The organism is Mycobacterium sp. E183 (assembly GCF_001667735.1).
GTDB lineage: Bacteria > Actinomycetota > Actinomycetes > Mycobacteriales > Mycobacteriaceae > Mycobacterium.
The window spans coordinates 1-22,793 of record NZ_LZJN01000142.1; the positions used below are offsets into that span (position 1 = coordinate 1).

General features: G+C 63.5%; 23 protein-coding genes. 17 read left to right on the forward strand and 6 right to left on the reverse strand.

Translation table 11 applies throughout. The features are described 5' to 3' along the window. On the reverse strand, positions 1–773 hold a 773-nt coding region (locus tag A5691_RS15635; RefSeq protein WP_156734797.1), incomplete at its 3' end, for a 2-keto-4-pentenoate hydratase. After that, positions 745–1,620, reverse strand: a complete 876-nt coding sequence (locus A5691_RS15640) for an enoyl-CoA hydratase (protein WP_067755539.1) — start codon at positions 1,618–1,620, stop codon at positions 745–747. The genes A5691_RS15640 and A5691_RS15635, both read right to left, overlap by 29 nt. A 217-nt stretch (positions 1,621–1,837) precedes the next feature. Here A5691_RS15640 and A5691_RS15645 point away from each other — a divergent pair, with 217 nt between their 5' ends. Beyond that, positions 1,838–2,275 carry an SRPBCC family protein gene (locus tag A5691_RS15645; RefSeq protein ID WP_067755521.1) on the forward strand — a complete coding sequence of 146 codons (438 nt, stop codon included), beginning with the start codon at positions 1,838–1,840 and terminating at the stop codon, positions 2,273–2,275. A gap of 255 nt (positions 2,276–2,530) precedes the next feature. Here the strand turns inward: A5691_RS15645 and A5691_RS15650 are convergent, their stop codons facing one another. Both A5691_RS15650 and A5691_RS15655 read right to left on the reverse strand, forming a co-directional pair. Further along, the gene (locus A5691_RS15650) at positions 2,531–2,893 is read right to left on the reverse strand and encodes a hypothetical protein (protein ID WP_231969380.1); all 363 of its coding nucleotides are present in this window, start codon (positions 2,891–2,893) and stop codon (positions 2,531–2,533) included. Positions 2,894–3,058: 165 nt separating this feature from the next. Continuing rightward, entirely contained in the window at positions 3,059–3,865 is an 807-nt protein-coding gene (locus A5691_RS15655; RefSeq protein WP_067755518.1) for an SDR family NAD(P)-dependent oxidoreductase, read from the reverse strand. A 238-nt stretch (positions 3,866–4,103) separates the two neighbouring features. On the opposite strand from A5691_RS15655, the gene A5691_RS15660 reads away from it, so the two are divergent. From A5691_RS15660 to A5691_RS15720, 14 genes are all read left to right on the forward strand, one after another. Next, positions 4,104–4,952, forward strand: coding sequence for an ABC transporter permease (locus A5691_RS15660; protein ID WP_067755514.1), 849 nt, complete (start codon positions 4,104–4,106; stop codon positions 4,950–4,952). 7 nt (positions 4,953–4,959) lie between these two features. Beyond that, positions 4,960–5,805: an ABC transporter permease gene (locus A5691_RS15665; RefSeq protein ID WP_067755511.1), complete on the forward strand. Its 846-nt coding sequence runs from the start codon at positions 4,960–4,962 to the stop codon at positions 5,803–5,805. 13 nt (positions 5,806–5,818) lie between these two features. Beyond that, entirely contained in the window at positions 5,819–7,006 is a 1,188-nt protein-coding gene (locus A5691_RS15670; protein WP_067755508.1) for an MCE family protein, read from the forward strand. Continuing rightward, positions 7,003–8,028: an MCE family protein gene (locus A5691_RS15675; protein ID WP_067755505.1), complete on the forward strand. Its 1,026-nt coding sequence runs from the start codon at positions 7,003–7,005 to the stop codon at positions 8,026–8,028. Before A5691_RS15670 ends, A5691_RS15675 begins: the two co-directional genes overlap by 4 nt. Then, complete coding sequence (locus tag A5691_RS15680; protein ID WP_067755533.1) at positions 8,028–9,107, forward strand: MCE family protein; 1,080 nt, start codon at positions 8,028–8,030, stop codon at positions 9,105–9,107. Before A5691_RS15675 ends, A5691_RS15680 begins: the two co-directional genes overlap by 1 nt. Beyond that, complete coding sequence (locus tag A5691_RS15685) at positions 9,107–10,591, forward strand: MCE family protein (RefSeq protein WP_082950347.1); 1,485 nt, start codon at positions 9,107–9,109, stop codon at positions 10,589–10,591. Before A5691_RS15680 ends, A5691_RS15685 begins: the two co-directional genes overlap by 1 nt. Continuing rightward, positions 10,588–11,835: an MCE family protein gene (locus A5691_RS15690; RefSeq protein ID WP_082950348.1), complete on the forward strand. Its 1,248-nt coding sequence runs from the start codon at positions 10,588–10,590 to the stop codon at positions 11,833–11,835. The genes A5691_RS15685 and A5691_RS15690 overlap by 4 nt, the downstream gene beginning before the upstream one ends. Further along, on the forward strand, positions 11,835–13,424 hold the full coding sequence (locus A5691_RS15695; RefSeq protein WP_067891818.1) for an MCE family protein: 1,590 nt from the start codon (positions 11,835–11,837) through the stop codon (positions 13,422–13,424). The genes A5691_RS15690 and A5691_RS15695 overlap by 1 nt, the downstream gene beginning before the upstream one ends. A 56-nt stretch (positions 13,425–13,480) precedes the next feature. Further along, complete coding sequence (locus tag A5691_RS15700; RefSeq protein WP_067755530.1) at positions 13,481–13,942, forward strand: hypothetical protein; 462 nt, start codon at positions 13,481–13,483, stop codon at positions 13,940–13,942. A 99-nt stretch (positions 13,943–14,041) separates the two neighbouring features. Beyond that, complete coding sequence (locus A5691_RS28675) at positions 14,042–14,395, forward strand: hypothetical protein (protein WP_082950350.1); 354 nt, start codon at positions 14,042–14,044, stop codon at positions 14,393–14,395. 10 nt (positions 14,396–14,405) lie between these two features. After that, positions 14,406–14,849 (forward strand): hypothetical protein, encoded by a 444-nt coding sequence (locus A5691_RS15705; RefSeq protein ID WP_231969374.1) that lies wholly within the window; start codon positions 14,406–14,408, stop codon positions 14,847–14,849. Positions 14,850–15,008: 159 nt separating this feature from the next. Then, on the forward strand, positions 15,009–15,830 hold the full coding sequence (locus A5691_RS15710; protein WP_067755493.1) for a hypothetical protein: 822 nt from the start codon (positions 15,009–15,011) through the stop codon (positions 15,828–15,830). Continuing rightward, positions 15,827–16,465 (forward strand): twin-arginine translocation pathway signal, encoded by a 639-nt coding sequence (locus A5691_RS15715; protein ID WP_156670114.1) that lies wholly within the window; start codon positions 15,827–15,829, stop codon positions 16,463–16,465. Before A5691_RS15710 ends, A5691_RS15715 begins: the two co-directional genes overlap by 4 nt. Before the next feature lie 112 nt (positions 16,466–16,577). After that, entirely contained in the window at positions 16,578–17,849 is a 1,272-nt protein-coding gene (locus A5691_RS15720; RefSeq protein WP_082950351.1) for an amidohydrolase family protein, read from the forward strand. A gap of 267 nt (positions 17,850–18,116) precedes the next feature. On the opposite strand, the gene A5691_RS27410 is transcribed toward A5691_RS15720, so the two are convergent. After that, positions 18,117–18,692, reverse strand: a complete 576-nt coding sequence (locus A5691_RS27410; RefSeq protein ID WP_082950352.1) for a PaaI family thioesterase — start codon at positions 18,690–18,692, stop codon at positions 18,117–18,119. A 302-nt stretch (positions 18,693–18,994) separates the two neighbouring features. On the opposite strand from A5691_RS27410, the gene A5691_RS15725 reads away from it, so the two are divergent. Further along, entirely contained in the window at positions 18,995–19,669 is a 675-nt protein-coding gene (locus A5691_RS15725) for a PadR family transcriptional regulator (protein ID WP_067752631.1), read from the forward strand. Here the strand turns inward: A5691_RS15725 and A5691_RS15730 are convergent. Further along, a complete protein-coding gene (locus A5691_RS15730; protein ID WP_197504964.1) occupies positions 19,666–21,369 on the reverse strand; it encodes a 3-ketosteroid-delta-1-dehydrogenase in 1,704 nt (567 codons plus the stop codon). The genes A5691_RS15725 and A5691_RS15730 overlap by 4 nt on opposite strands. A 103-nt stretch (positions 21,370–21,472) precedes the next feature. Between A5691_RS15730 and A5691_RS15735 the strand changes: the two genes are divergently transcribed. After that, positions 21,473–22,615 (forward strand): Rieske 2Fe-2S domain-containing protein, encoded by a 1,143-nt coding sequence (locus tag A5691_RS15735; RefSeq protein ID WP_067277067.1) that lies wholly within the window; start codon positions 21,473–21,475, stop codon positions 22,613–22,615. Positions 22,616–22,793 lie beyond the last annotated feature (178 nt).

A 22,793-nucleotide genomic window follows, 5' to 3' on the forward strand; every position in this document is an offset into this window, starting at 1 on the left:
GTGAAGTCGGCCACAAAATCGTCGCCGGCGTGCGCGTCGATCGCGCGCATACACGAGCCCGGAAGTACCAAGTCGCCCTTGCGCAACCGCACGCCGAAGCCCTCCACCTTGCGGGCCAGCCAGGCCACCGCGGTAAGGGGGTTGCCCAGCACCGCGTCGGTGCGGCCCTTGGCGACGACCTCACCGTTGCAGCTGAGCACCGCATCGATCCCTTTGATGTCGACGTCGCCCGGGGAGACGCGCGCCTTGCCCAGCACGAAACCCGCCGACGACGCGTTGTCGGCGATCGTGTCGCACAACTCGATCTTCCAGTCGGTGATCCGGGTGTCGATCAACTCGATCGACGGCACCAGCGCCTCGGTGGCCGCCAGCACGTCGTCCTCCGTGCAGTCGGCTCCCGGCAGGTCCGCATTCAGGATGAACCCGACCTCCACCTCGACCCGCGGCCACAGGTAACGGCTCGCCTTAACCGGGGTGTCTTCGAACAATTGCATCTCGTCGAGCAAATGCCCGTAGTCCGGCTCGTCGACCCCCATCATCTGCTGGATCGCCTTCGACGACAGGCCAACCTTATGGCCCAGCACCCGAGCCCCCTCGGCCACCCGCTGCCGGATGTTGATCAGCTGGATCTCATAGGCATCGACGACGTCGATCTCCGGATGAACAGCGGTCAGCGGAGCGATCGGTGAGCGGCTCCGCCCAGCCTGCGCCAACTGGACAGCTAGCTGGTGGTGTAATTCCCTGCTAAGCACGAGAATTGGTTCCCTCAGCATTTGCAGGTGAAGTCATTGCCTTGGCGTCCATCCCGCCGAGTGGGCCGGTCCCGATCTCGGCGTTATGGGCATGTGCGAAGTGGTGAAGACCGAAGACGGCGTCCATGCCATTGCGTAATCCCATGTGGTCTTCGCAGTGGTTGACCGCCCGCTTGGCCAGTGCGAGACCGAATTGGGGCATCGCCGCGATACGCGTTGCAAGGCCGAAGGTTTCATCGCGTAGCTGCGGCCGTGCGACGACTCGATTGACCATACCGATTTCGTAGGCACGCTGCGCGCTGAACCTCTCACCTGTGTACAAGATCTCCTTGGCAAACCGGGGTCCGAGCACCCAAGGGTGTGCGAAATATTCGACGCCCGGAATGCCCATGCGCACAACGGGATCGCTGAAGAAGGCATCATCGGCGGCCACGATCAGGTCACAGGCCCAGGCAAGCATCAGACCACCGGCCACACACGCGCCTTGCACCATCGCGATAGTGGGCTTCGGGATTTCGCGCCACCTTCGGCACATCCCAAGATAGACCTCTGTCTCCCGCGCAAAACGTTGGTCGCCGCCTGGCTTGTCGACGTGGTCCCACCACAACACCGCCCGATTCTCATAGCGCACGTTGTGGTCACGTTCGGGGGTGCCGATATCGTGACCGGCGCTGAAGTGCTCGCCGGCACCCGCCAACACGATCACCTTGATGTCGTCATCGTCCACTGCGCGCCTAAACGCTGCATCCAGGGCGTAGGTCATCGCCGAGTTCTGCGCATTGCGGTAACGCGGACGGTTCATGGTGACCACAGCGACTCCGGAGGTCACTGCATAGGTGACCACTTCGTCTACATCTGGCGTGTCCATGTTGATGCCTTCCGTCATCACGCATTCCGGTTCTGACCATCATCAGCGCAGTCGACCCGCAGGCAGTAGTCGGTTTCCATACACTGGGAGTCATCTCGATCACAGCTGGTGGGATGCGTGCCGGCAATCCGTGCGGCGCCGCCTCGTTACTCAGCGCATCCCGACTGTCGGGATTACCGATCCGGTACATGCGCCGTTTCCGCGTAGCGTCAACGCTATGCGCTTCTCGTTGCGCTTTGAGCGGACATGTGCCGCGCCAGCGCAGATCGTTTACGACCTGCTCACTGATGTCACGCGGTGGCCTGAGTGGCTAGGCGGTGTGCGGGCCGCGGTCTGGGAGTACCCCGGAACGGCCAACTCCCGTACCGGGGCTATACGTCGAATCACCATGAGCGGCTTGACTATGCGCGAAAAAATTCTGATCGCTGACCGCCCCTACCACCACGCCTATACCATCCTCTCGGGAATCCCCGTCACCGATCACCGCGCCGATGTTCATATATCCACTACGTCTCGCGGATCTCACATCGTATGGAAGGCAACGTTTCGGAGCCGCATTCCGCTCACAGGGCCGCTGATCTGGCTCATGCTGCGCGCGAGCATGCCCACGATGGTGACCGCTCTCGCCCGGGGAGCCGAAGCGCAGCCGACGTAGCCACCGTGCCGGTGAGCATGGATTGCCACCGGTCTCGTCTACAGGATCAAGATGGCCCAAAGCCATTTACCGTCAGCCTCCTTGGTCATTACACGCGGCCCGATGGCGGGCTGGGTTTGGTGCCCCGCGTGGTGGCCGGAGCCAGGCCGTTGTCTTCGCATCGCCGATCACCGCCACCCACACGTGCGGGCGGGTGACCGGAAGTCGTTGATGTTAGCCACTCGCCGCGCAGGGGAGAAGGTTAGGCTGCACGATCTACATGCGGACCAGGGTGAACGGATACGTGTAGGTTCCCGCCGGCGACCCGTTACAACCCGAGGAAAACGAGGAGTCCAACGAGCCAGCAAGCGCGGACGCATCCCATGCGTAGACGTCGTGCGTGGGTATCACGGGGCCGTAGTAGATGTCACCACAACGCAGACCGTCGGGAACGTCGACACTCAAGGTATAGCGGCCATCGGCGAACCGAGCGGTGCCGGTGTACTCGAATGCCCTGGCTACCGGTTGGGGTATCGCGCTCACGCTGACACAGTCACCGCTGCACGACGAAATCGCCCAGATCCAGGTATGGAAGTCGTACCTGCCGGTGATCAAAAGCTGGTAATTGCCGGTTCGCATCTCCGCGTGGGCCACGGGCACGAGCCCGAAGGCCGCCGCCGCCAGGCAGATACCCAGTATGAGCGCCTTCAAGTTCGCTCCATTCTGTTTGGGCCGAAGGATCAGACGACATGCCGTTACCCACCGCAATGGCGGACTGCCCTCGGCGGGGCCGCTGGTCGCGGCTCACATATGCGAGCCGCCGTCCACACGGACTTCGGTGCCGGTGATGAAATAGGCGTCGGGACAGCCCAGCATGGCTACTACGGCGGCTACAGCGTCTGGTCTGGCGAAGATCGCGCCGTCAGCCAGTGGAAGTACGGGCTGAACCTTGCCGAACAAGGAAAAGTCGACGTCAGCAGGTAGGCCCGGACCTACGCTCTGCTTCGATTCTCCTGTGCCATCAGTCATTCCGGAGGAAATTGACCCCGGCTGCACCGAGTTGAACCGGATTCCCTCTTTGCTGAACTCCATTGCCAACGCATGTGTCATCGACTGAATTCCGCCCTTGGATGCGGCGTAGGCGGACATATACGGGTGAGCAAAGGCCGCCGAGGTGGAGCTGAAGTTGACCACGGCTGGACCGACGCCCTCGCGTAGGGCCGGGATCGCCTCGCGGGTCATCAGGAAGGTGCCGACCAGGTTGATACGGAGTACCTGCTCAAAATCGGCCACGGTGGTGTCCAGGAAATGGGCCGAGCGCAGAATCCCCGCCGCGTTGACCAACGTGTCGAGACCTCCCAGCGCCGCGAGCGCCCGGCCGACACCGTCGCGGACGGACTGCTCGTCGCCGACGTCCAACGTCACCGTGGCGAGCCGGTACGCGTACGTGTCGGCCTTGGCCACCGTGTCCTTCAACCCGGACTCGCTGATGTCGGCGGCCACAACTCGTCCGCCTTCCTCCAGCACGCGCAGCACGGTTGCTTGTCCAATGCCCGAGCCACCCCCGCTGATCAAAACGCGGCGATTCGCATATCTCTGAGGACTGTTCACAACGGGGATGGTGCTCCGCGGAATCGGCAATGTCAGCCGCATGTCCCGGTGGGTGGTCCTCTCCTAGGCGGGGAGGGGCCCGGTATGGACCCGGTTCGGGTGCCCTCGCATGGGATCCGCAGCGATGGATAGGCGTCCCGGTAAGCGGGACATCGTGTGGTTCACGTCTCACCCGACTGGGAGGGTTCTGCTCGACGCAGCTCGGACCGATGTGGTGCAGGGCGTGACCCGAGCTGCGATGTCTGGTGTCGACGAGGTGAAGGAGCCACAGCCGGTGATCACGAAGGCGCCCGACCGTTGGTCGCCGGGGCTTTCGTCGTTTGGCGCCAAGCTGGCTGGGCCCATGCAGGCCATCGGGGGACTGGCCGCGATGGCGGCCGATGCGGCGAAGTTCGCTGTCCGCAGGCCGTTTCAGGGACGAGAGTTCCTGGATCAGTCGTGGTTTGTCGCACGCGTCTCGCTGATGCCCACGCTGCTGGTAGCCATTCCATTTACCGTGCTGGTCAGCTTCACGCTCAATATCCTGCTGCGCGAACTGGGTGCGGCCGACCTTTCGGGGGCGGGTGCAGCCTTCGGGGCGGTCACCCAGGTCGGCCCCCTGGTCACGGTGCTGATCGTGGCGGGCGCCGGCGCCACGGCGATGTGCGCCGATCTGGGCTCGCGCACCATCCGTGAAGAGATCGACGCGTTGGAAGTGTTGGGAATCAATCCCGTTCAACGATTGGTCACCCCGCGCATGCTGGCATCGGGACTGGTGGCACTGCTGCTCAACAGCGTCGTCTGCATCATCGGCATCCTGGGCGGCTACACGTTCTCGGTGTTCGTCCAGGACGTCAACCCGGGTGCATTCGCGGCGGGCATCACCCTGCTGACCGGGGTGCCCGAATTGATCATTTCCTCGGTCAAAGCGCTGTTGTTCGGTCTCATCGCCGGCCTGGTGGCCTGCTACCGCGGGCTGACGATCACCGGTGGCGGCGCCAAAGCTGTGGGCAACGCCGTCAACGAGACGGTGGTATACGCGTTCATGTCGCTGTTTGTCATCAACGTCGTGGTGACGGCTATCGGCATCCAGATGACGGCGAAGTAGGCAGACGGTGACGCTGCGAGCGGCATATCCGGGTCTGGCCCGAGAAATCAACAGACCGATCAGCGCGCTGACCGGCATCGGTGACCACGTCGCGTTCTACGGGAAGGCGATCGCCGGGGCCCCGTTTGCGGCCACCCGCTACCGGCGAGAAATCATCCGCTTGATCGCCGAAATCAGCATGGGCGCTGGCACCTTGGCGATGATCGGCGGGACAGTGGTCATCGTCGGATTTCTCACCTTGGCGACGGGTGGGACGCTGGCCATCCAGGGATACAGCTCGCTGGGCAACATTGGCATCGAGGCGTTGACCGGCTTTTTGGCCGCGTTCATCAACGTCCGTATCTCGGCGCCGATTGTCGCCGGCATCGGCTTGGCGGCCACCTTCGGCGCCGGCGTGACCGCCCAACTGGGCGCCATGCGCATCAATGAGGAAATCGATGCGCTCGAAAGTATGGGGATCCGGCCCGTTTCCTACCTAGTGAGCACACGGATCGTCGCCGGTATGCTGGCGATCACGCCGCTGTACTCGATCGCGGTCATCTTGTCGTTCGTGGCCAGCCAATTCACCACCGTGGTCGTGCTGGGGCAATCCGGTGGGCTCTATGGTCACTACTTCTCGACGTTTCTGAACCCAACCGACCTATTGTGGTCATTTCTGCAGGCGATCCTGATGGCCTTGGCCATCCTGTTCACCCACACCTACTACGGCTACTTCGCCAGCGGGGGACCCTCGGGTGTCGGGGTCGCGGTGGGTACTGCGGTGCGCACTTCCCTGATCATCATCGTGTCGGTCACCCTGCTGGTTTCGCTGGCCATTTACGGCGCCAACGGCAACTTCAACTTGTCGGGCTAGGGGAAGAAAGCTGATGTGGAACAACACTGTTCGCCCCTTGCTGGGTCTGGCCACCGTCGGTGTGATCGGCGCGATCGTCGCTGCCACCATCGTGTTGTTCGAAGGCGGTGCCATCGAATCGGTGCCGGTCACGGTGCTATCGCCCCGGGCGGGACTGGTGATGAACCCGGACGCCAAGGTGAAGCTGCATGGTGCACAAGTGGGCAAGGTCTCCTCGATCGACAACCTGCCCGACGGCCGGGCCGCGATTCACCTGGCGATCAATCCCTCCTGGCTGAATCTGATTCCCGCCAATACCGGCGTCGACATCGAATCAACGACCGTCTTCGGGTCGAAATTCGTGCAACTCATCCCACCGCCCGATCCCTCCCCCCAGTCGCTGAAGGCGGGCCAAATCCTTGACTCTGAGCATGTCACCGTCGAAATCGACACCGTGTTCGAGCAATTGGTGTCGGTGTTGTCGCAGATCGAACCGGAAAAGCTCAATGAGACCCTTGGCGCTCTCGCGCAAGCGTTCAGCGGCCGCGGTGACAAACTCGGCCACACCCTGGCCGATCTGGACGCCCTGTTGACCAAGATCGACCCGAGCCTGACCTCCCTGAGGCACGAACTCTCGGTGGCCCCACAGGTGCTCAACGCCTACGCCGACGTGGCCCCCGAACTGGTTAAGACGGTTCAAAACGCGACCCGGCTGAGCGACACCGTGGTCGACCGGCAGCGTGATCTCGACACCGCGCTCATCAGCGCGATTGCGCTGGCCGACATCGGAAACGACGTGCTGGCGGACAACGCGCAGGCGTTCACTGCCGTCCTTCATCTGCTGGTCCCCACCACGAACCTGACCAACAAATACAACCAAGCCATCACCTGCGCGCTGGCCGGCCTCAAGCCGCTGGCCACCGGTCCGCCCCTGCCCGTACCGGGTGTCCTGTTGCTGGATTCGTTTCTGCTGGGCACCGAACGTTACCGGTACCCGCAGAACCTCCCCAAGGTCGCGGCGACGGGCGGTCCGCAATGCATGGGCCTACCAGACGTGGGCTTCGGGCACCGCCCGCCCTACCTGGTCACCGACATTGACGCCAACCAGGCGCAGTACGGAAACCAGGGAATCCTGTTGAACTCCAATCGTCTTAAGCAGTGGCTGTTCGGGCCGATCGACGGGCCGCCGCGCAACACCCCACAGATCGGGATGCCGGGATGACGGGCTCGGTCGGGACGACCGTCAAGTTCGGGCTGTTCGCGGTGGTGACTATTGTGCTGACGGCTGCCCTGTTCGCCATCCTCGGCCAGTACCGCACAGGTTCGACATATGGCTATTCCGCGGTGTTGAGCGATGCCTCCAGCCTTAAGGCCGGTGATTCGGTGCGTGCCGCCGGGATCCGGGTCGGCACGGTCAATCATGTTGCGCTGCAATCGAATAACACCGTGCTGGTGAGTTTCGACGCGAACCGCGAGGTCAGGCTCACTACCAGCACGCGAGTCGCGGTGCGTTACCTCAACCTGGTCGGGGATCGCTACCTTGACCTGCTCGACGCCCCCGGTTCTGCCGGGATTCAGCCGCCCGGATCGCGGATTCCGATAAACCGCACCGAGCCGGCGCTGGACCTCGATTTGTTGTTGGGTGGGCTCAAACCGGTGATTCAGGGGCTCAACCCTCAATCGGTGAATGCGCTGACCAACTCGTTGATCCAGATTCTGCAAGGCAGCAGCGGCGATGTGGAGTCGTTGTTCGCCAAGACCTCGTCCTTCTCCAACGCCCTGGCCGACAACGGGCAAGTGGTGCAGCAGTTGATCGACAATCTCAACGAGGTGGTCGCCACGGTGGCCAAGGACGGCGGCAAATTCTCGGCGACGGTCGGACGCCTCGAGCGGCTCATCACGGACTTGTCGGCTGACCGTGATCTGATAGGCGACGCCATCACCGCGCTCGACAAGGGAACCGCGTCATTGGCCGACCTGCTTACCCAGGCCCGTCCGCCGCTGGCCGGTACCGTCGACCAACTCAATCGGCTGGCTCCGTTGCTCGACAATGACAAGGCGCGGCTGGACCTCGCTTTGCAGAAAGCCCCCGAAAACTACCGCAAACTCGTGCGGTTGGGCGCCTACGGAAGTTTCATCAACCAGTACCTGTGTGGCATCTCCATTCGCGTCACCGACCTTCAGGGCCGCACGGCCGTCTTCCCGTGGATCACCCAAAACACCGGACGATGCGGGGAACCCTGATGCTGAAATATCGCGGCACACAACTCATCCGGGCCGGCTTCATCGCGTTCGTGCTGATCGTGCTAGTCATCATCATCGGCCTGCACCCCCAACAGCTGTGGTCGATGGCTACCTCCATCCGGTACCAGGCGCTGTTCACCGAGGCCGGGGGCCTAACTGCAGGCAACGACGTCCGAGTGTCGGGCGTGAAAATGGGAACGGTCTCCGACGTCACGCTCAGCCATGGCAAAGCATTGGTGACCTTTAGCCTCGACGCCAATGTGCACCTGGGATCGAGCACGACAGCCCACATCAGGACGGGCACCCTGCTGGGTGCGCGGATGCTGGCCTTAGAGCCCGCAGGCGCCGGCAGCATGCACTCCTCCGATGTCATCCCGGTACATCGGACGACATCGCCATACTCCCTGACCGACGCCGTCAGCGACTTCACCGCCAACACCGCCGCCACCGACACCGGCGCGCTCAACGCATCCTTGGACACATTGGCCGAAACGATCGAGCGGATCACACCACGACTGGGGCCCACGTTCGACGGCCTGAGCAGACTGTCGCAATCGTTGAACAGCAGGAATGAATCGCTGGCCCATCTTCTCAAAAGCGCCGCCGATGTCACCGGCATCCTGTCGGAACGCAGCCAGCAGGTCAACACCATGTTGCTCAATGCCAACGACCTGCTCGGAGTCCTGAATCAGCGTCGTTACTCGATCGTCAACCTGCTGGCCAACACCTCGGCGCTGGCCCAGCAACTCTCGGGCATGGTGGCGGACAACGAAAAAGAACTCGCGCCGACACTGGCCAAACTCAACTCGGTCACCGCGATGCTGGAAAAGAACCGCGATAACATCGCCAAGGCGATCGTCGGATTAGCCAAATACCAAGTAACCCAGGGCGAATCGGTCAACAACGGCTTTTATTACAACGCATTCGTCGGCAATCTGATCCCGGCGCAGGCCCTGCAACCGTTCCTGGACTACGCGTTCGGATTCCGGCGGGGCGTCAATGCGGGTCAACCACCCGACAATGCCGGACCGCGCGCGGAATTCCCCTGGCCGCACAACGGCATTCCGGGAGGACGATGATGGCGACCGGGGTGAACAAGGCGTGGTACACCAAGGCGCTGCTGGTGACATTGGTGGGACTTATCGCTGCGGGAACGGCTTTCGTGGTACACGCCGAAGTGTTCGGGCCCATGGTGATTACCGCATATTTCCGCTCCGCGACCGCCATCTACCCCGGCGACGAGGTGCGCGTGGTGGGGGTCAAGGTTGGCACCATCAAGTCCATCGAACCCCAGGGGACCCAGGCCAAGATGACACTGGCCGTCGACCGTGATGTGCCGATCCCGGCCGACGCCAAGGCCGTGATCGTGGCACAGAACCTGGTGGCGGCCCGGTATGTGCAGCTGACCCCGGCTTACGAAGCCACGGGAACCGGCGGTCCGACGATGGCCGATGGGGCGGTGATCGGCGTGGAGCGAACCGCGGTACCCGTCGAGTGGGATCAGGTCAAAACGCAACTGATGCGGCTGGCCACCGAATTGGGTCCCGCAAGCGGCCTTTCCACCAGTTCGCTCGGGCACTTTATCGACAGCGCGGCCAATGCCATGGACGGCAACGGCGACAAGCTTCGGCGGACGATCACCGAGCTGTCTCAGGTCGGGCGCATCCTCGCCGGCGGTAGCGGCAACATCGTCGACATCATCAAGAATCTTCAGATCTTCGTTACCGCCCTGCGCGACAGCAACGTCCAGATCGTCGAATTCCAGGACCGCCTCGCAACGGTGAGCAGCGTCGTGGACGGCAACCGGTCAGACTTGGATGCCGCGCTGACCAACCTATCCTCGGCGGTCGGTGAGGTGCGCCGATTCATCGCCGGAAGCCGAGACCAGACCGCAGAACAAATTCAACGACTGGCCAACGTGACGAAAAACCTGGCCGACAACCGCATGGCGGTGGAAAACCTTCTGCACGTGGCGCCCAACGCAATCGCCAACGGCTACAACATCTATAGCCCGGACTCCGGAACGGCACGGGGAGCCTTCGCCATGTCGAACTTCGCCAATCCGGTGGCACTGGTGTGCTCGGCGATCGGCGCGGTGAAGAATGCCACCGCGGCCGAGACGGCGAAGCTGTGCGCCCAATACTTGGGCCCCGCACTGCGTTTGATCAACTTCAACTACCTACCGATCCCGTTCAACGCCTATCTGGCCAAATCGCCGAGCCCGGACAACCTCGTCTATTCGGATCCGAACCTGATGCCCGGCGGGCCGGGCGGAGTCCCCCCCATCCCAACCGATCCACCCGCAGTGTCGGCCTACACCGGCGCGGGCGACATACCACCCCCTCCGGGATGGGAATTGCCGCCGGGTCCCCCGGGGATCTACGCCCCTAACGGATTACCCGCTGACCCTTCGCCAGCGCTGTTCCCCCGTGCGCCAATCCCACCGGGAGTGCCCCGGCCGGCCCCAGCGGCCCCCGGCCCGGCCAGCCTGCAGGACATGCTGCTGCCGGCTGGTCCGCAACCACCGCTGCCGACCGCATCCCAGCCCGGAGGCACACCGTGACCGGATCGCGATCAACGCGGCGTCTCGCAGCGATCGCGTCATGGGTGGTGTTGACGGCAACCGGATGCGCTTTCGATGGCCTCAATTCACTGCCTCTACCTGGCACCGTCGGACGAGGCCAGGACGCGGTGACTTACCACGTCCAAATCGCTAATGTCGGTACGCTGGAATCTAATTCGCCGGTGATGATCAACGACGTCGTCGTTGGCAGCGTGGGCAAGATGACGCTGCGCGATTGGCATGCCGACGTGGATATCTCGGTGCGTCCAGACGCCGTGGTGCCGGCCAACGCTCTCGCCAGGATCGGCCAGACAAGCCTGTTGGGCTCGATGCACCTGGAACTGAACCCCCCACCGGGCGTGCCCGCGGCCGGCAGGCTCGCACCCGGGGCGACCATCGGTCTGCAACGCTCCTCGACCTATCCGTCCACCGAGCAGACCCTGTCCTCGCTGTCAGTTGTCGTCAACGGCGGGGGACTGGGCAAGGTCGGAGGCCTCATCAACGAGTTCAACGCGGCACTGGGCGGGCGCGAGGACAAGATCCGCGATCTGCTGACGCATTTGAACGACTTCGTCGGTGTTTTGGATTCCCAGCGTGACAACATCAACGCATCCATCACGGCATTGAACGCCCTGGCCGGCACCCTTGCCGGACAAAGCGGTGTCATAACCGAAGCGCTGCAACGGATTCCGCCCGCACTGGACGTTCTGATCAAAGAGCGGCCAAGGATCACGACCGCGCTGGATAAATTCCGGGTGTTCAGCAACACGGCCACCGGATTGATCAACGCCACGCACGACGATCTGGTCGCCAACCTGAAAAATCTGGAGCCGACCGTGCGCGCACTCGCCGACGTCGGCCCGAGCCTCGACACCGTCCTGGCCTTCGCGCCGGCATATCCCTACCCGCAGAACTTCATCGACCGCGCGATCCGGGGCGACTATTTGAACGAGTTCATCACTTTCGACTTCACGATCCCGCGGCTCAAGAGGGGACTGTTGCTGGGCACACGATGGGGGCAGGAGGGAGCCACGCTGGTGCCCGCCCCGGGAGACCCCTGGTATGCCACCTTCACCAAGGACCCGCTCACCGCGCCCCTCACGGCCCCGCCGAACGCGGTGGCCACGCCGCCCATGGCCGGTCCGCCAACGCCGGCCGGCGCCCCGGTGACCACCCAGCAGCTCAGCCAGCCACCGATCCCGGCGCCGACCGATTTCGTGCCACAGGATGTGGGGGACCGCTGATGTTGACGCGCTTCGTCCGAATTCAGCTGACCATCTTCACCATCGCGTCGGTCATCGGGATGACCGTGATGATCGTCGAATACCTGCAAGTGCCCACCCTGCTGGGCGTCGGCCGCATGCGGGTCACGCTGGAATTGCCGGGCACCGGCGGACTTTACCGGTTTTCCAACGTGACCTATCGAGGAGTGGAGGTCGGAAAAGTCACCGACGTGCGGCCCACCCGCGCCGGCGCCGAGGCCACACTGTCGTTGAACACCAGCCCGCAAATCCCGGCGGGTCTGCGCGCGGAGGTGCTCAGCGTGTCGGCGGTCGGAGAGCAATATGTGGACCTGCAGCCAGCGACGGCGGCAGGACCTTACCTACATGACGGCTCCATCATCCCCGCGGCACACACCTCGATCCCACAGGCCGTCGGACCGATGCTGGATCAAGTCAGCACGCTGATCAACAGCGTCCCCAAGACCAAGATCAGCGGTCTGCTCGACGAAACGTTCAAGGTCTTCAACGGATCCGGGTACGACGTCGGGTCGCTGCTGGACTCCTCGTCACAACTCGTCGGCGACGCCAACACCAACGCCGAGCGGTCACGCACCCTCATCGACGACAGCCGGCCCCTGCTCGACGGCCAGGCGCAATCGGGCGGCGCCATCCGCACGTGGGCACGCAGCCTCGCCGGCGTCAGCCAACAACTCGTCACCGACGACCACCAGACACGGACGCTGCTGCACGGGGCTCCAGGGGCCGCCGATGAGGCGTCACGCCTGTTCAATCAGGTCAAGCCGACGCTGCCGATGCTCTTGGCGAACCTCACCACGCTGGGCCAGGTCGGTGTCACCTATCACCCCTCCCTCGAGCAGCTGCTGGTGTTGCTGCCGCCCACCATCGCCGCCACTCAGTCCTACGGCGCACCCAAGAACAATCCCACCGGATACTCCCTGGGCGACTTCACCCTTACCATCGGCGACCCGCCCGCATGCACGGTAGGGTTCTTGCCGCCGTCGTCGTGGCGGTCACCAGAGGACACGACGGTGATCGACACTCCCGACGGGCTGTACTGCAAACTGCCGCAGGATTCACCCATTGGGGTACGCGGCGCCCGGAACTACCCGTGCATGGGCCATCCCGGCAAGCGCGCGCCCACGGTCGAAATCTGCAACAGCGACAAACCTTTCGAGCCGTTGGCGATCCGCCAACACGTCCTGGGTCCCTACCCCCTCGATCCGAACCTCGTCGCGCAGGGCGTCCCGCCCGATGACCGCGTCAGCTTCGGTGACCAAATCTTCGGACCACTCGAGGGCACCCCGCCGCCGGGACCGCTGCCGCCAGCGGCCGGCCCCGCGCCCGGGCCCCCGCCGGATTCGCCGCCGCCCGCCCCGGCCGCAGCGCCGCCACCTGACGGTTCCGAGGGGCCCGCCCCGGCTGCCGCGCCGAGTGCATACACACCTCGGCGGTCCGGCCCATCGGTTGCCGTCGCAACCTATGACCCACGAACCGGCCGGTACGCCACCCCCGACGGCACCGTGTATCGCCAATCGGACCTGGTCCCCCGCGCCGGTACGAGGTCCTGGAAAGACCTCTTCCCCACATGAGCGGCCGCTCACGCCGACGTCTTCGGACCGCAGCCCTCATCGGCGCCGTCGTGGTCATGTCGCTAAGCACCGCGCCCCTCGGCAGCGCGGCCGGCGACTGGGGCCTGAACGGCACCTACACGGCGACATCCAACGGGGAGTGGACCAAGACCAACGAGATCTTTCACAACGAGGCCAGCATCCGAAGTATCTGGACGATCAACACGACCTGCAGTTATCCCACCGAATGCACCGGCACGGTAGTCAGCGACTGGGGTTGGCGCGCCCCGATCTATCAAACCGGCGGTGTGTGGTTCGTCAAGCACATCGTCGACAACTGGCAGCCCTGCCCGGATGGAACCGCGGCTCAGGGATTCCAGGTCTTCAGGTTCGTCCCCACCAACCCCGACGGAGATGCCGTCGATCCAACCTCGGCCGTTCTCACCGGCGCCGACGAGACGACCGGCGTCAGCGGCGCCTGCGGGCGAAGTAAGACGTTGTTCATCAGCATGCCGTTCAAGCTCGTCAAGAGTGGGTGAGGGCCGAGAATGAAACCATCCATCACCTCGCAGCATTCGGGTCGTCTCGCAGACCTACGCCTCAAAAGACGCGCGACGCGAGCGATCCTGCCCGTGGCCATGGCGGTGACGGCCCTCCTGGCGTGCACACCCGTCCACGGGTGGGCTGGACCGTCCACGTGTGACAACCCAACCTGCGTCCCGGGTATCACCGGAGGTGTCGTGCTGGGCGCGCCGTGCCCGGATACCACCCACTTCGTGTTCGGCACCACCTCGTGGGGCCGGTTGGTCTTCTGCGGATCTCCGCGGCGTTATGAACCCCGGTACTTCCGTTCCCCCTCGATGTGGGGAATCAAAGAGGAGAACTCCAACTGCGAGGGCTTCGAAAACTCGGTCGCACAAGCCCCCGATGGCTTGTTCCTCACATGCCTGTCTGTCGACGGTGCACCCCGCTGGGTTCGTGGCGACACCTAAATCACCCCATATGCCGGTGGCGAACAATATGCTCGGGCGTCCCGCGCAGTCCCTAGCCGGGCTGGCGGTTGCAATCCTCGTTGCGACGGCCGCATCCGCGACGCCCGTTGCCCGTGCTGACGAGCCGGTGCTGCACCACGTCACCTACACCGTCACCGCGCAGCGCCGCGTCACCGCAGACATCTACTTCCGGGACGCCGATCCGCCCGGCTGGGCCGAATACAGCCACGACCCGTACCAATTCAGCCCTAAGGTCGAGGCCGACGTGGGGCCAGCCACACGGTGGACCCGGGACGTCTGGTTGGCAGCTCCCGATGAATGGGCCATGGTCGTCGCCACCAGCGGGATGTCGCCGGCCACGCCGGACTTTCACTGCGAACTCGCCATAGACGGGGCAGTCGTGGCCACCAACAACGGCGTCAAAGGCGCATTGTGTTCGGTGCGCCACTGGTAATTCGGTGCTCGGCAGGCGCCGAGGTGAATGCTCACTCAGCGGGAACTGCAGTCCAAGACTGCGCCGCACGACGCTACCTTGTGCGCTACTAGCCGCTTGTATCAACCAATCGCCCGGCCAGCTTCGCTCGCACGCGGCGGAAACGGAGAGAGCACGGCAATGCCCGCCGCCAGTTCGTTCCCGAAACGGGACGCGAGTCCTCTCGATGTCACCTCCGAGCGGCCCGTCGATGCTCAGCTTCTCGAGGCAGCGGAGGCAGAAGCTGCCGAAGCCGAAGCGCTCGCCGCCGCTGCCCGGGCCCGCGTCCAGTCCATGCGGCAACACCAACAGTCAGAAGCAACCGACACCGCATCGGCAGAAATCGCTGAGACCCCAGCCGACGATGCGTCGGCAACTCCCGCGGATGACGTCACCGATCGGGACATCACCGATGCCACTGAACTGCCCGATCAAGGCGGCAAGGCGCCCCGGCGGCAGAGAAAGACATACTTCCACCGCCCGAAACGAACCACGATGGTCGCGTCCGTCGGGATGCTCTGCACCGCAGCGCTTCTCGTCGCGAGTGCTGTCATGGTCCGACACCACAATCAGCTGCTAGACAAGCAACAGCGTGCCGCGGAATTCACAGCGGCCGCACGACAAGTCGTGGTCACCCTGATGTCGATTAGCGCGGACAGCGCCAAAGACGACGTACAGCGCATCATCGACAGCTCGACCGGGCAGTTCAGAGATGACTTCCGCGGCGCGGCCGCGGAGTTCGTCAAAGCCGCTCAGACCGCGAAGGTCTCGGCCAAGACGACCGTGCAAGCCGCGTGCCTGGAATCCATGACCGAGGACACCGCAGTCGTGGCCGTTGCCGCCAGCTCCACGCTCTCCAATACCACCGGCGCCCCCGAGCAGCCGCGTTCTTGGCGGCTCAGCGTCAAACTGGCCCGAGACGGCGGGAAAATCAAGATGTCAAGCATGGAGTTCATCCCATGACCATCGGGCAGCTCGAAAACGACAACCTCACCAACGTTGAACTCGCCCTCGCAGGGGCCAGCGACGACCAGCGCGACGACACTACCGGTGACGATCAAAGGACGACCGCAGACGCCGCCAGCGAGACGCGCCGCACCCGGATACGAACCGCACTATCGCACTGGCCGCTACTCATCATCGGTCTGCTGTTGGTAGCGGCCGCCGCCGCAACCGCCACACTGTACTTTGGCCAATATCGACACGACCAGCAGACCAACGACGCTGCGGCAAAGGCGGTGATCGGTGCCGCAACCGAGGGGACCGTCGCGCTGCTGTCCTACACACCCGACAAACTGGAAAGCGACCTGGCCGGTGCAAAGTCACACCTGACCGGTGACTTCTTGACGTACTACGGCAAATTTGCCGACCAAATCGTGGCGCCCGCAGCCAAGCAGAAAGCCGTCAATACCCAAGCAGCGGTCAAGCGCGCGGTCATCAGCGAGCTGCACCCAGAAACGGCCAGGGTGCTGGTCTTCCTCGATCAGACCACAACGAGCAAGGATCAACCTGAGCCGGTCCAGACCGCCAGCAGCGTCATGGTCAGCTTGATCAAAGTCCATGGCGCATGGCTTATCTCGGCGTTCGATCCCATCTAGAACTGCCCTGGCTCCGGGACGGGGTTGAATCCGCCGAACGAAACATTCATCATGCATAGTTATCGGCCACGAGACAATGACCGGTGTCGCATTCTCATTGAGGAGATGATTGATGGCCACCCCTGAGACCCCGTCCCGCTACACTGTCATTTCTGCGGATACCCACGCCGGCGCCGACCTCCTCGAATACAAGCCGTACCTCCCGAAGGCGTTCCACGACGACTTCGACGCGTGGGCCACGACGTATGCCAGTCCTTTCGATGACTTGATCATCGCTACCGCAAAGCGCAACTGGGACCATGAGTTGCGTATTTCCGAGATGGACGCTGACGGGGTTGCGGCAGAGCTGTTGCTGCCCAACACTGTTCCTCCCTTCTTTCCGACGTCTCCCAACATCACCATCTCGTTGCCCCAGAACCGAGCAGAGTTCGAACACCGCTGGGCGGGCGTGCAGGCGCACAACCGATGGCAGGTCGATTTTTGTTCGCTGGCACCCGCACGCCGGCGAGGACTGATCCAGGTATTCCCCAACGACGTCGACGCCGCGCTGGACGAAATTCGTTGGGGCAACGAGCAAGGCTGCTTCGGTGGAGTGCTGCTGCCCCCAGTATCGCCGGGCGACCCCAATGTCGCCCCGCTGTTCCACACTCGGTATGAGCCGATTTGGCAGTTGTGCAGCCAACTGGATCTGACGATCGTGCAGCACGGCGGTCCGGGAAGTCCGGCAATGCCCATGGATCAGCCGGCATCCAACGCCGTGCTCATCACGGAAATGGCGCTGTGGGCCCAGCGCAGCCTGGGCCATCTCATCCTGGCCGGGGTTTTCGAGCGTTACCCCACGCTACGGTTCGCCCCTACAGAGCAGGGCACACTGTGGGTACAGCAGCAACTGATGACGCTCGATGCGATGGTCCCGACGATGAAGTCCGAAGCCGGCAACCGCACGTACGGCATGTTCGGTGGTTCCTCGGTCGATGGGCTTACCCTCACGCCGAGTCAGTACGCCCAGCGGAACTGCTACCTGGCCAGCGAATTGGCGCCCTTTGAATCAGTGATGATTGATTTCATGGGTGCAGACCACATTCTATGGGGAAGCGACTATCCGCACGAGGAGGGCTTCACTCCTCAATCCAGGCTGGCCATCCGGTGGGCGCTACAGAACAGATCGGAAAGCGAGTGCCGAAAAATTCTGGCGGAGAACGCGGCCCGGCTGTACCGATTCGACCTCGATGCACTGGCGCCGATTGCAGCCGAGATCGGGCCGACCGTGGCTGAAGTGCATACCCCCCTTGAGGACACCGGGTACCGTGCCCCGGCCGCGTTCGGCTACCGCCCCTTCGAGGGGGGACTCGCGTTGAAGCGCCTCGCTCCCCAACGCCGGTAATCGCGCCCTGATACGAGAGTCTCCAAAAGCCGGTTCATAAAGTTGCCCGGGGTTAGGCCCCCGGCCACTGAAGAGAGCGGTCTTCCGCAGCGCGCTGTTCAGACGCACCCCAGTGCTTGACTCAAGCGCAACTTTTCAGGCCTTATGCGGTGGTTTGTTTCGTCAGATCCGCGGTCAGAGATGATGATGGGGGCAGCCCGGCTCGGCACTTTCCAACACGCGATGTCTGGGATGGGTCGTAGGCGTGCTCTATCGGCGATGTTTTGCTTACTCCCGCGGATGAATGAAAACCCCTTCTGCTGAAACGGTTACGCCATCGCTGTCGCTGAGCTGTCCAGCGGCGAAGGTCTTGACCCCTTCGACGCGGTCGACCCAGGCCTCGGCGCGAAGAGGCTTTCGTAGCGAGGTTCCTCGGTGGTAGCGCAGGGTCAGCGTCCCGGTGTAGGCCGGCCGCCCTGGCTTGTGGGCGGTAGCGCCCAGTACATGGTCCAACACCATCGCGCAGACACCGCCGTGCGCGTAACCCGCCGGTCCTTCATAGGCTGCACCGAGGACGAGTTCCGACCAAACCAATCCGTTTCCCTCGTGAATCACGAGTGGGGGAGCCAACGGGTTGCGGACTCCGATCACCGCATTACCTGAAGCCGCGTTTTGCCCGTCGGCGCGGGTGCGCTCGCCGAACGATCCAGGTATCTGCTCGGCGCTCAGTCGGCCTGTGATTGCGTCTATCTCGGCCGTTGTGGAGGCAATAGCGTTGGGCTCCAACTCCGTTCGGATTGTTGCGTCGATGAGTTTGCGAACGGAAATGGCCAGTAGCTCGTATGTAGACGAGGGGTCAGTCATCGGTATACCCAAATCCCCGGTGTCGGCGGTGTCGCTGGCAAGGTCCTCGCCCTCGCTGACAGCGAACCGCGAGCCGGGGCGCGGCGTCCCTCAGGCGTGGCACGCCGACTGTTGGCGTTGCAGCGGGCGTGGTGCGGGCCGCACGCTGCAGAACCGGGGGACGCTGCACATGGAGTCGACGCTTGGCGACTTCGGTGGTCATCGCCTACCAGCGTGAAGTGAGCGGTCGCGGTCCGGAAGGTGGCGTCCCGTCCAGCGGGCATAGCACAGGGACATCTCGGCTGTGCTGTTAATCTGGCAAAATGGCCGAGCCCAGCGATAAGCCGGTGAAGTCGGCACTTGCCGCCACCAGTTGGGCGTTGCTGGGCATGCTCTCTTATGAAGAGGAAGTTTCCGGCTACGACCTGAAAAAATGGATCGACTGGAGCGTTGACCTCTACTACTGGAGCCCGTCGAACAGCCAGATCTATACCGAGCTGAAGAAGCTCCAAAGCTTGGGGCTGGTGACATCACGCATCGAACGTGACGAGGGCACCCGCAGCCGCCGGCTCTACAAGATCACCGCGGCCGGGTTGGACGCCGTCACCGACTGGACCAACAATGCCCCAGTGGATCCGCCGGTGCTCAAACACAGCGTGCTGATGCGCGTGACGTTCGGTCATCTGACGACCCCCGCTCGGCTCAAGGAAATGTTGCAGGACCACGTGGCCTACGCCGAAGCCAGGCATCGCAAAGCTGTCGAGGACGCCGAAGGCGCCGAGGACGAGCCCGCTTGGGCCTACTCAGTGCTCGCGCTGCGCTGGGCGGCCAAGTACTACGCCGCCGAGCGCGAGTTTGCGCTGGAACTGATGAAGGAAATCGACGAGGCCGACGGCTCCATGCAGAAGGCGAAAGGCGGATCGGGCAAATTACGCCCCACGCCCGGGTACTGGCGTGAGGTGGAAAAGCAGGTCCAAGCCAAGCGCCGAGACGACTAACCGCCGCCGGCGGCGTCTCTGGCGGCGATGTAGCCGTATACCAACCCTTGGGCGATCGTTGCGCCCGCGCCGGGATATGTGGCTCCGAACGCGTTGGCGGCGGTGTTACCGATGGCGTACAACCCGGTGATGACAGTGCCGTCTTCGCGCAGCACCCGTGCCCGCTCGTCGGCCTTGAGTCCACCGCAGGTACCCAGGTCGCTGAGCACCATCTTCACAGCGTAGAACGGGCCCTTGGTCAACGGTCGCAGATTGGGATTCGGCGTTATCGTCGGGTCACCGTAGTAGCGGTCATAGGCGCTGCGGCCGCGACCGAAGTCGGGATCCTCGCCAAGAGCAGCGCTTTCGTTGAAACGCGTCATCGTCTGGTTGAACTCTGACGGGGGAGTGCCGATCCGAGCGCCGAGTTCGCGCAGGCTGTCGGCGCGCACCGCGATACCCGCGTCATACCAGGTCTGTGGAATGGGCATGCGCGGAAACAGTTCGGCGCCAAAGACATAGCTGTTGCGGTATTGCTGATCGAAGATGATCCACATTGCTTCTACCGGTTGCCCGGACTGCTCGAGTTCGAGCAATCGCTGACCGAACGACATGTAGTCGGCCGACTCGTTGGCGAAGCGATGCCCATTTTGGTTGACGATGAGGCAGCCCGGAAGTGATCGCTCCGCGAGCATGACAGCGGGCGCCTTGCCCGGCAGCGGCGCGATCGCGGGAAACCACCAAGCCTGGTCCATCAGATCGATGTCTGCGCTGAGTTCTTGGGCGACGCGGATCCCCTCGCCGGTATTTGAGTCGGCGCCCAGGCTGACGTTGGGGTCCAGTGACTCGGACTGAAATTTCCAGCGCATCTCCATGCAGTGGTCAAAGCCGCCGGTGGCCAGCACCACCCCTTGCCGGGCCGTGATGGTCACTTCACGGCCGCCATGGCCGACAACCGCACCGCTGACGCGGTCACCGCTGCCGACCAGGCGCACCAAGCTGGTGTCGGTCCAGATCGGGATCTGAGCGCGCAACACACCGGCGAACAGGGCGGCGGCCAGGGCTTGGCCGCCCGCGGCATAGTGCCGGCCCAGCAGCCGGCCACCGAGACCTTGGGCCAATCGTTTCGCCAGGGTCGGAATCCCCTTGCGCGGCACCCGCGCCACCAGATTGAGCCAACGGTAGTCGGCGCCCGTCGTAGGGATGGTGAAGCCGGCCTCCATGACTCCTGGCCGTAGCCGGCTGCGATATTCGCCCAGGACGGCAGTGTCTAGAGGCCGGCACTCGCAGGTACGCCCGGCTGCGCTGCCACCGGGCTCTTCGGGGTGGTAGTCGGAGTATTCCCGGGCCCAAAAGAGCCGCATCGGAGTCGTTCGCTCGAGCAGCTCGACGGTCGCGGAGAGATGTGTCAAAAACCCCGCGGAACGCGGAGGCGGCGCTGAGCCCGCAACCACGGAGTCAAGATAGGTGGCGGCGCGCTCGGCGGTGTCGTTGGCACCGGCCCGCTGCAACACCGGGCCCGCGGGCAGCCACAGCGCCCCACCGGAACGTGCCGTCGAACCACCCACGTACGAGGACTTCTCGACAATCAGCACGGAGAGCCCTCGGTCGTGGGCGGCGAGTGCTGCGGCCATGCCGGTTCCCGAACCGACCACGAGTAGGTCCACCGTCGTGTCGGACACGGGAAGTCCAGCAGGAATCGTCGCGCTGTGCGTTGTCACGCCTGGTAACGGTAAGCGGCCGGGCCGCTTGGCGGGAAGAGGCGTCCTGATCAGTGGAACACGTGCCCTACACCTGCCGGTCAGTCGGGGTTGAATGGCGCCCATGAATTCGCAGTCCGAAGCCGGCGAAGTTCGGCTGATCGAGGCCGATGCTGCCCCAACGCGATTCGCCCGCGGCTGGCATTGCCTAGGTCTCATCAAAGACTTCAGTGACGGCAAACCGCACGCGATCAATGCCTTCGGCCAGAAGCTGGTGGTGTTTCGCGGCGGTGATGGACAGGTCAATGTCCTCGACGGCTACTGCCGCCACATGGGCGGTGACCTGTCGCAAGGTGAGGTCAAGGGCAACGAGGTGGCGTGCCCGTTCCATGACTGGCGCTGGGGTGGTGACGGACGCTGCAAGCTGGTGCCCTACAGCAAGCGCACACCCAAGCTGGCCCGCACGCAAGCGTGGACCACCCTGCAGCAGGACGGCATGTTGTTTGTGTGGAACGATCCCGAGCGCAAACCGCCCCCACCTGAGGTCGCGATCCCACGCATCGAAGGCGCCACCAGCGACGAGTGGACCGATTGGCACTGGTACACGACCGTCGTGAACACCAACTGCCGTGAAATCATCGACAACGTCGTGGACATGGCCCACTTCTTCTACATCCACGGCTCCCTGCCCACTCATTTCAAGAACATCTTCGAAGGGCACGTGGCTACCCAGTACATGAACAGTGCGGGCCGACCGGACCTGGGTGGCACAGAAGGTCCGCAGTTGCTCGGCACGACATCGGTGGCTTCCTACTACGGCCCGTCTTTCATGGTCGACGACCTGACTTATCACTACGCGGATGGTGACCACCACACCGTCTTGATCAATTGTCATTACCCAGTTGACGCGAATTCCTTTGTGCTGCAGTACGGCATCATCGTCAAGAAATCCGAGGCGCTACCCGATGATGTCGCGGTGCAGACTGCGGTCGCCCTGGGCGACTTCGTCAAACTCGGTTTCGAACAAGATGTGCAGATCTGGCGGCACAAGGCGCGCATCGATAATCCGCTCTTGGTCGAAGAAGACGGCCCGGTTTACCAACTACGTCGATGGTACGAACAGTTCTACGTCGATGTCGCCGATGTCCAACCGGATATGGTGGACCGCTTCGAGTTTGAGCTCGACACCACCCGTCCGTACGAGGCGTGGATGAAGGTGGTCGAGTCCAATATCGCTGCGCAGGCTACCGCCAAAGACTCGGTGTGATGACGGTGGCTTCGCCTGTGAGAGAGGACGAGCGCCTCGCCGACATGCCCATGTTGCCCGTGGTATGTCGGCGCTGTCGAGCGCGAGTGCAGGTTCGTAAAAGCAGCTGGAGCCAGACGAGCGTGCAGTGGACAGCCTCGGCCCTGGCCCGCTGTGAGGAGCGTTCCGCTGCTGCACA

Coding starts and splice junctions, on each gene's coding strand:
- A5691_RS15640 (WP_067755539.1), bottom strand. CDS start 1,620: ATGGACACGCCAGATGTAGACGAAGTGGTCACCTATGCAGTGACCTCC.
- A5691_RS15645 (WP_067755521.1), top strand. CDS start 1,838: ATGCGCTTCTCGTTGCGCTTTGAGCGGACATGTGCCGCGCCAGCGCAG.
- A5691_RS15650 (WP_231969380.1), bottom strand. CDS start 2,893: ATGCGAACCGGCAATTACCAGCTTTTGATCACCGGCAGGTACGACTTC.
- A5691_RS15660 (WP_067755514.1), top strand. CDS start 4,104: ATGTCTGGTGTCGACGAGGTGAAGGAGCCACAGCCGGTGATCACGAAG.
- A5691_RS15670 (WP_067755508.1), top strand. CDS start 5,819: ATGTGGAACAACACTGTTCGCCCCTTGCTGGGTCTGGCCACCGTCGGT.
- A5691_RS15675 (WP_067755505.1), top strand. CDS start 7,003: ATGACGGGCTCGGTCGGGACGACCGTCAAGTTCGGGCTGTTCGCGGTG.
- A5691_RS15680 (WP_067755533.1), top strand. CDS start 8,028: ATGCTGAAATATCGCGGCACACAACTCATCCGGGCCGGCTTCATCGCG.
- A5691_RS15685 (WP_082950347.1), top strand. CDS start 9,107: ATGGCGACCGGGGTGAACAAGGCGTGGTACACCAAGGCGCTGCTGGTG.
- A5691_RS15695 (WP_067891818.1), top strand. CDS start 11,835: ATGTTGACGCGCTTCGTCCGAATTCAGCTGACCATCTTCACCATCGCG.
- A5691_RS15700 (WP_067755530.1), top strand. CDS start 13,481: ATGTCGCTAAGCACCGCGCCCCTCGGCAGCGCGGCCGGCGACTGGGGC.
- A5691_RS28675 (WP_082950350.1), top strand. CDS start 14,042: ATGGCGGTGACGGCCCTCCTGGCGTGCACACCCGTCCACGGGTGGGCT.
- A5691_RS15705 (WP_231969374.1), top strand. CDS start 14,406: ATGCCGGTGGCGAACAATATGCTCGGGCGTCCCGCGCAGTCCCTAGCC.
- A5691_RS15710 (WP_067755493.1), top strand. CDS start 15,009: ATGCCCGCCGCCAGTTCGTTCCCGAAACGGGACGCGAGTCCTCTCGAT.
- A5691_RS15715 (WP_156670114.1), top strand. CDS start 15,827: ATGACCATCGGGCAGCTCGAAAACGACAACCTCACCAACGTTGAACTC.
- A5691_RS15720 (WP_082950351.1), top strand. CDS start 16,578: ATGGCCACCCCTGAGACCCCGTCCCGCTACACTGTCATTTCTGCGGAT.
- A5691_RS27410 (WP_082950352.1), bottom strand. CDS start 18,692: ATGACTGACCCCTCGTCTACATACGAGCTACTGGCCATTTCCGTTCGC.
- A5691_RS15725 (WP_067752631.1), top strand. CDS start 18,995: ATGGCCGAGCCCAGCGATAAGCCGGTGAAGTCGGCACTTGCCGCCACC.
- A5691_RS15735 (WP_067277067.1), top strand. CDS start 21,473: ATGAATTCGCAGTCCGAAGCCGGCGAAGTTCGGCTGATCGAGGCCGAT.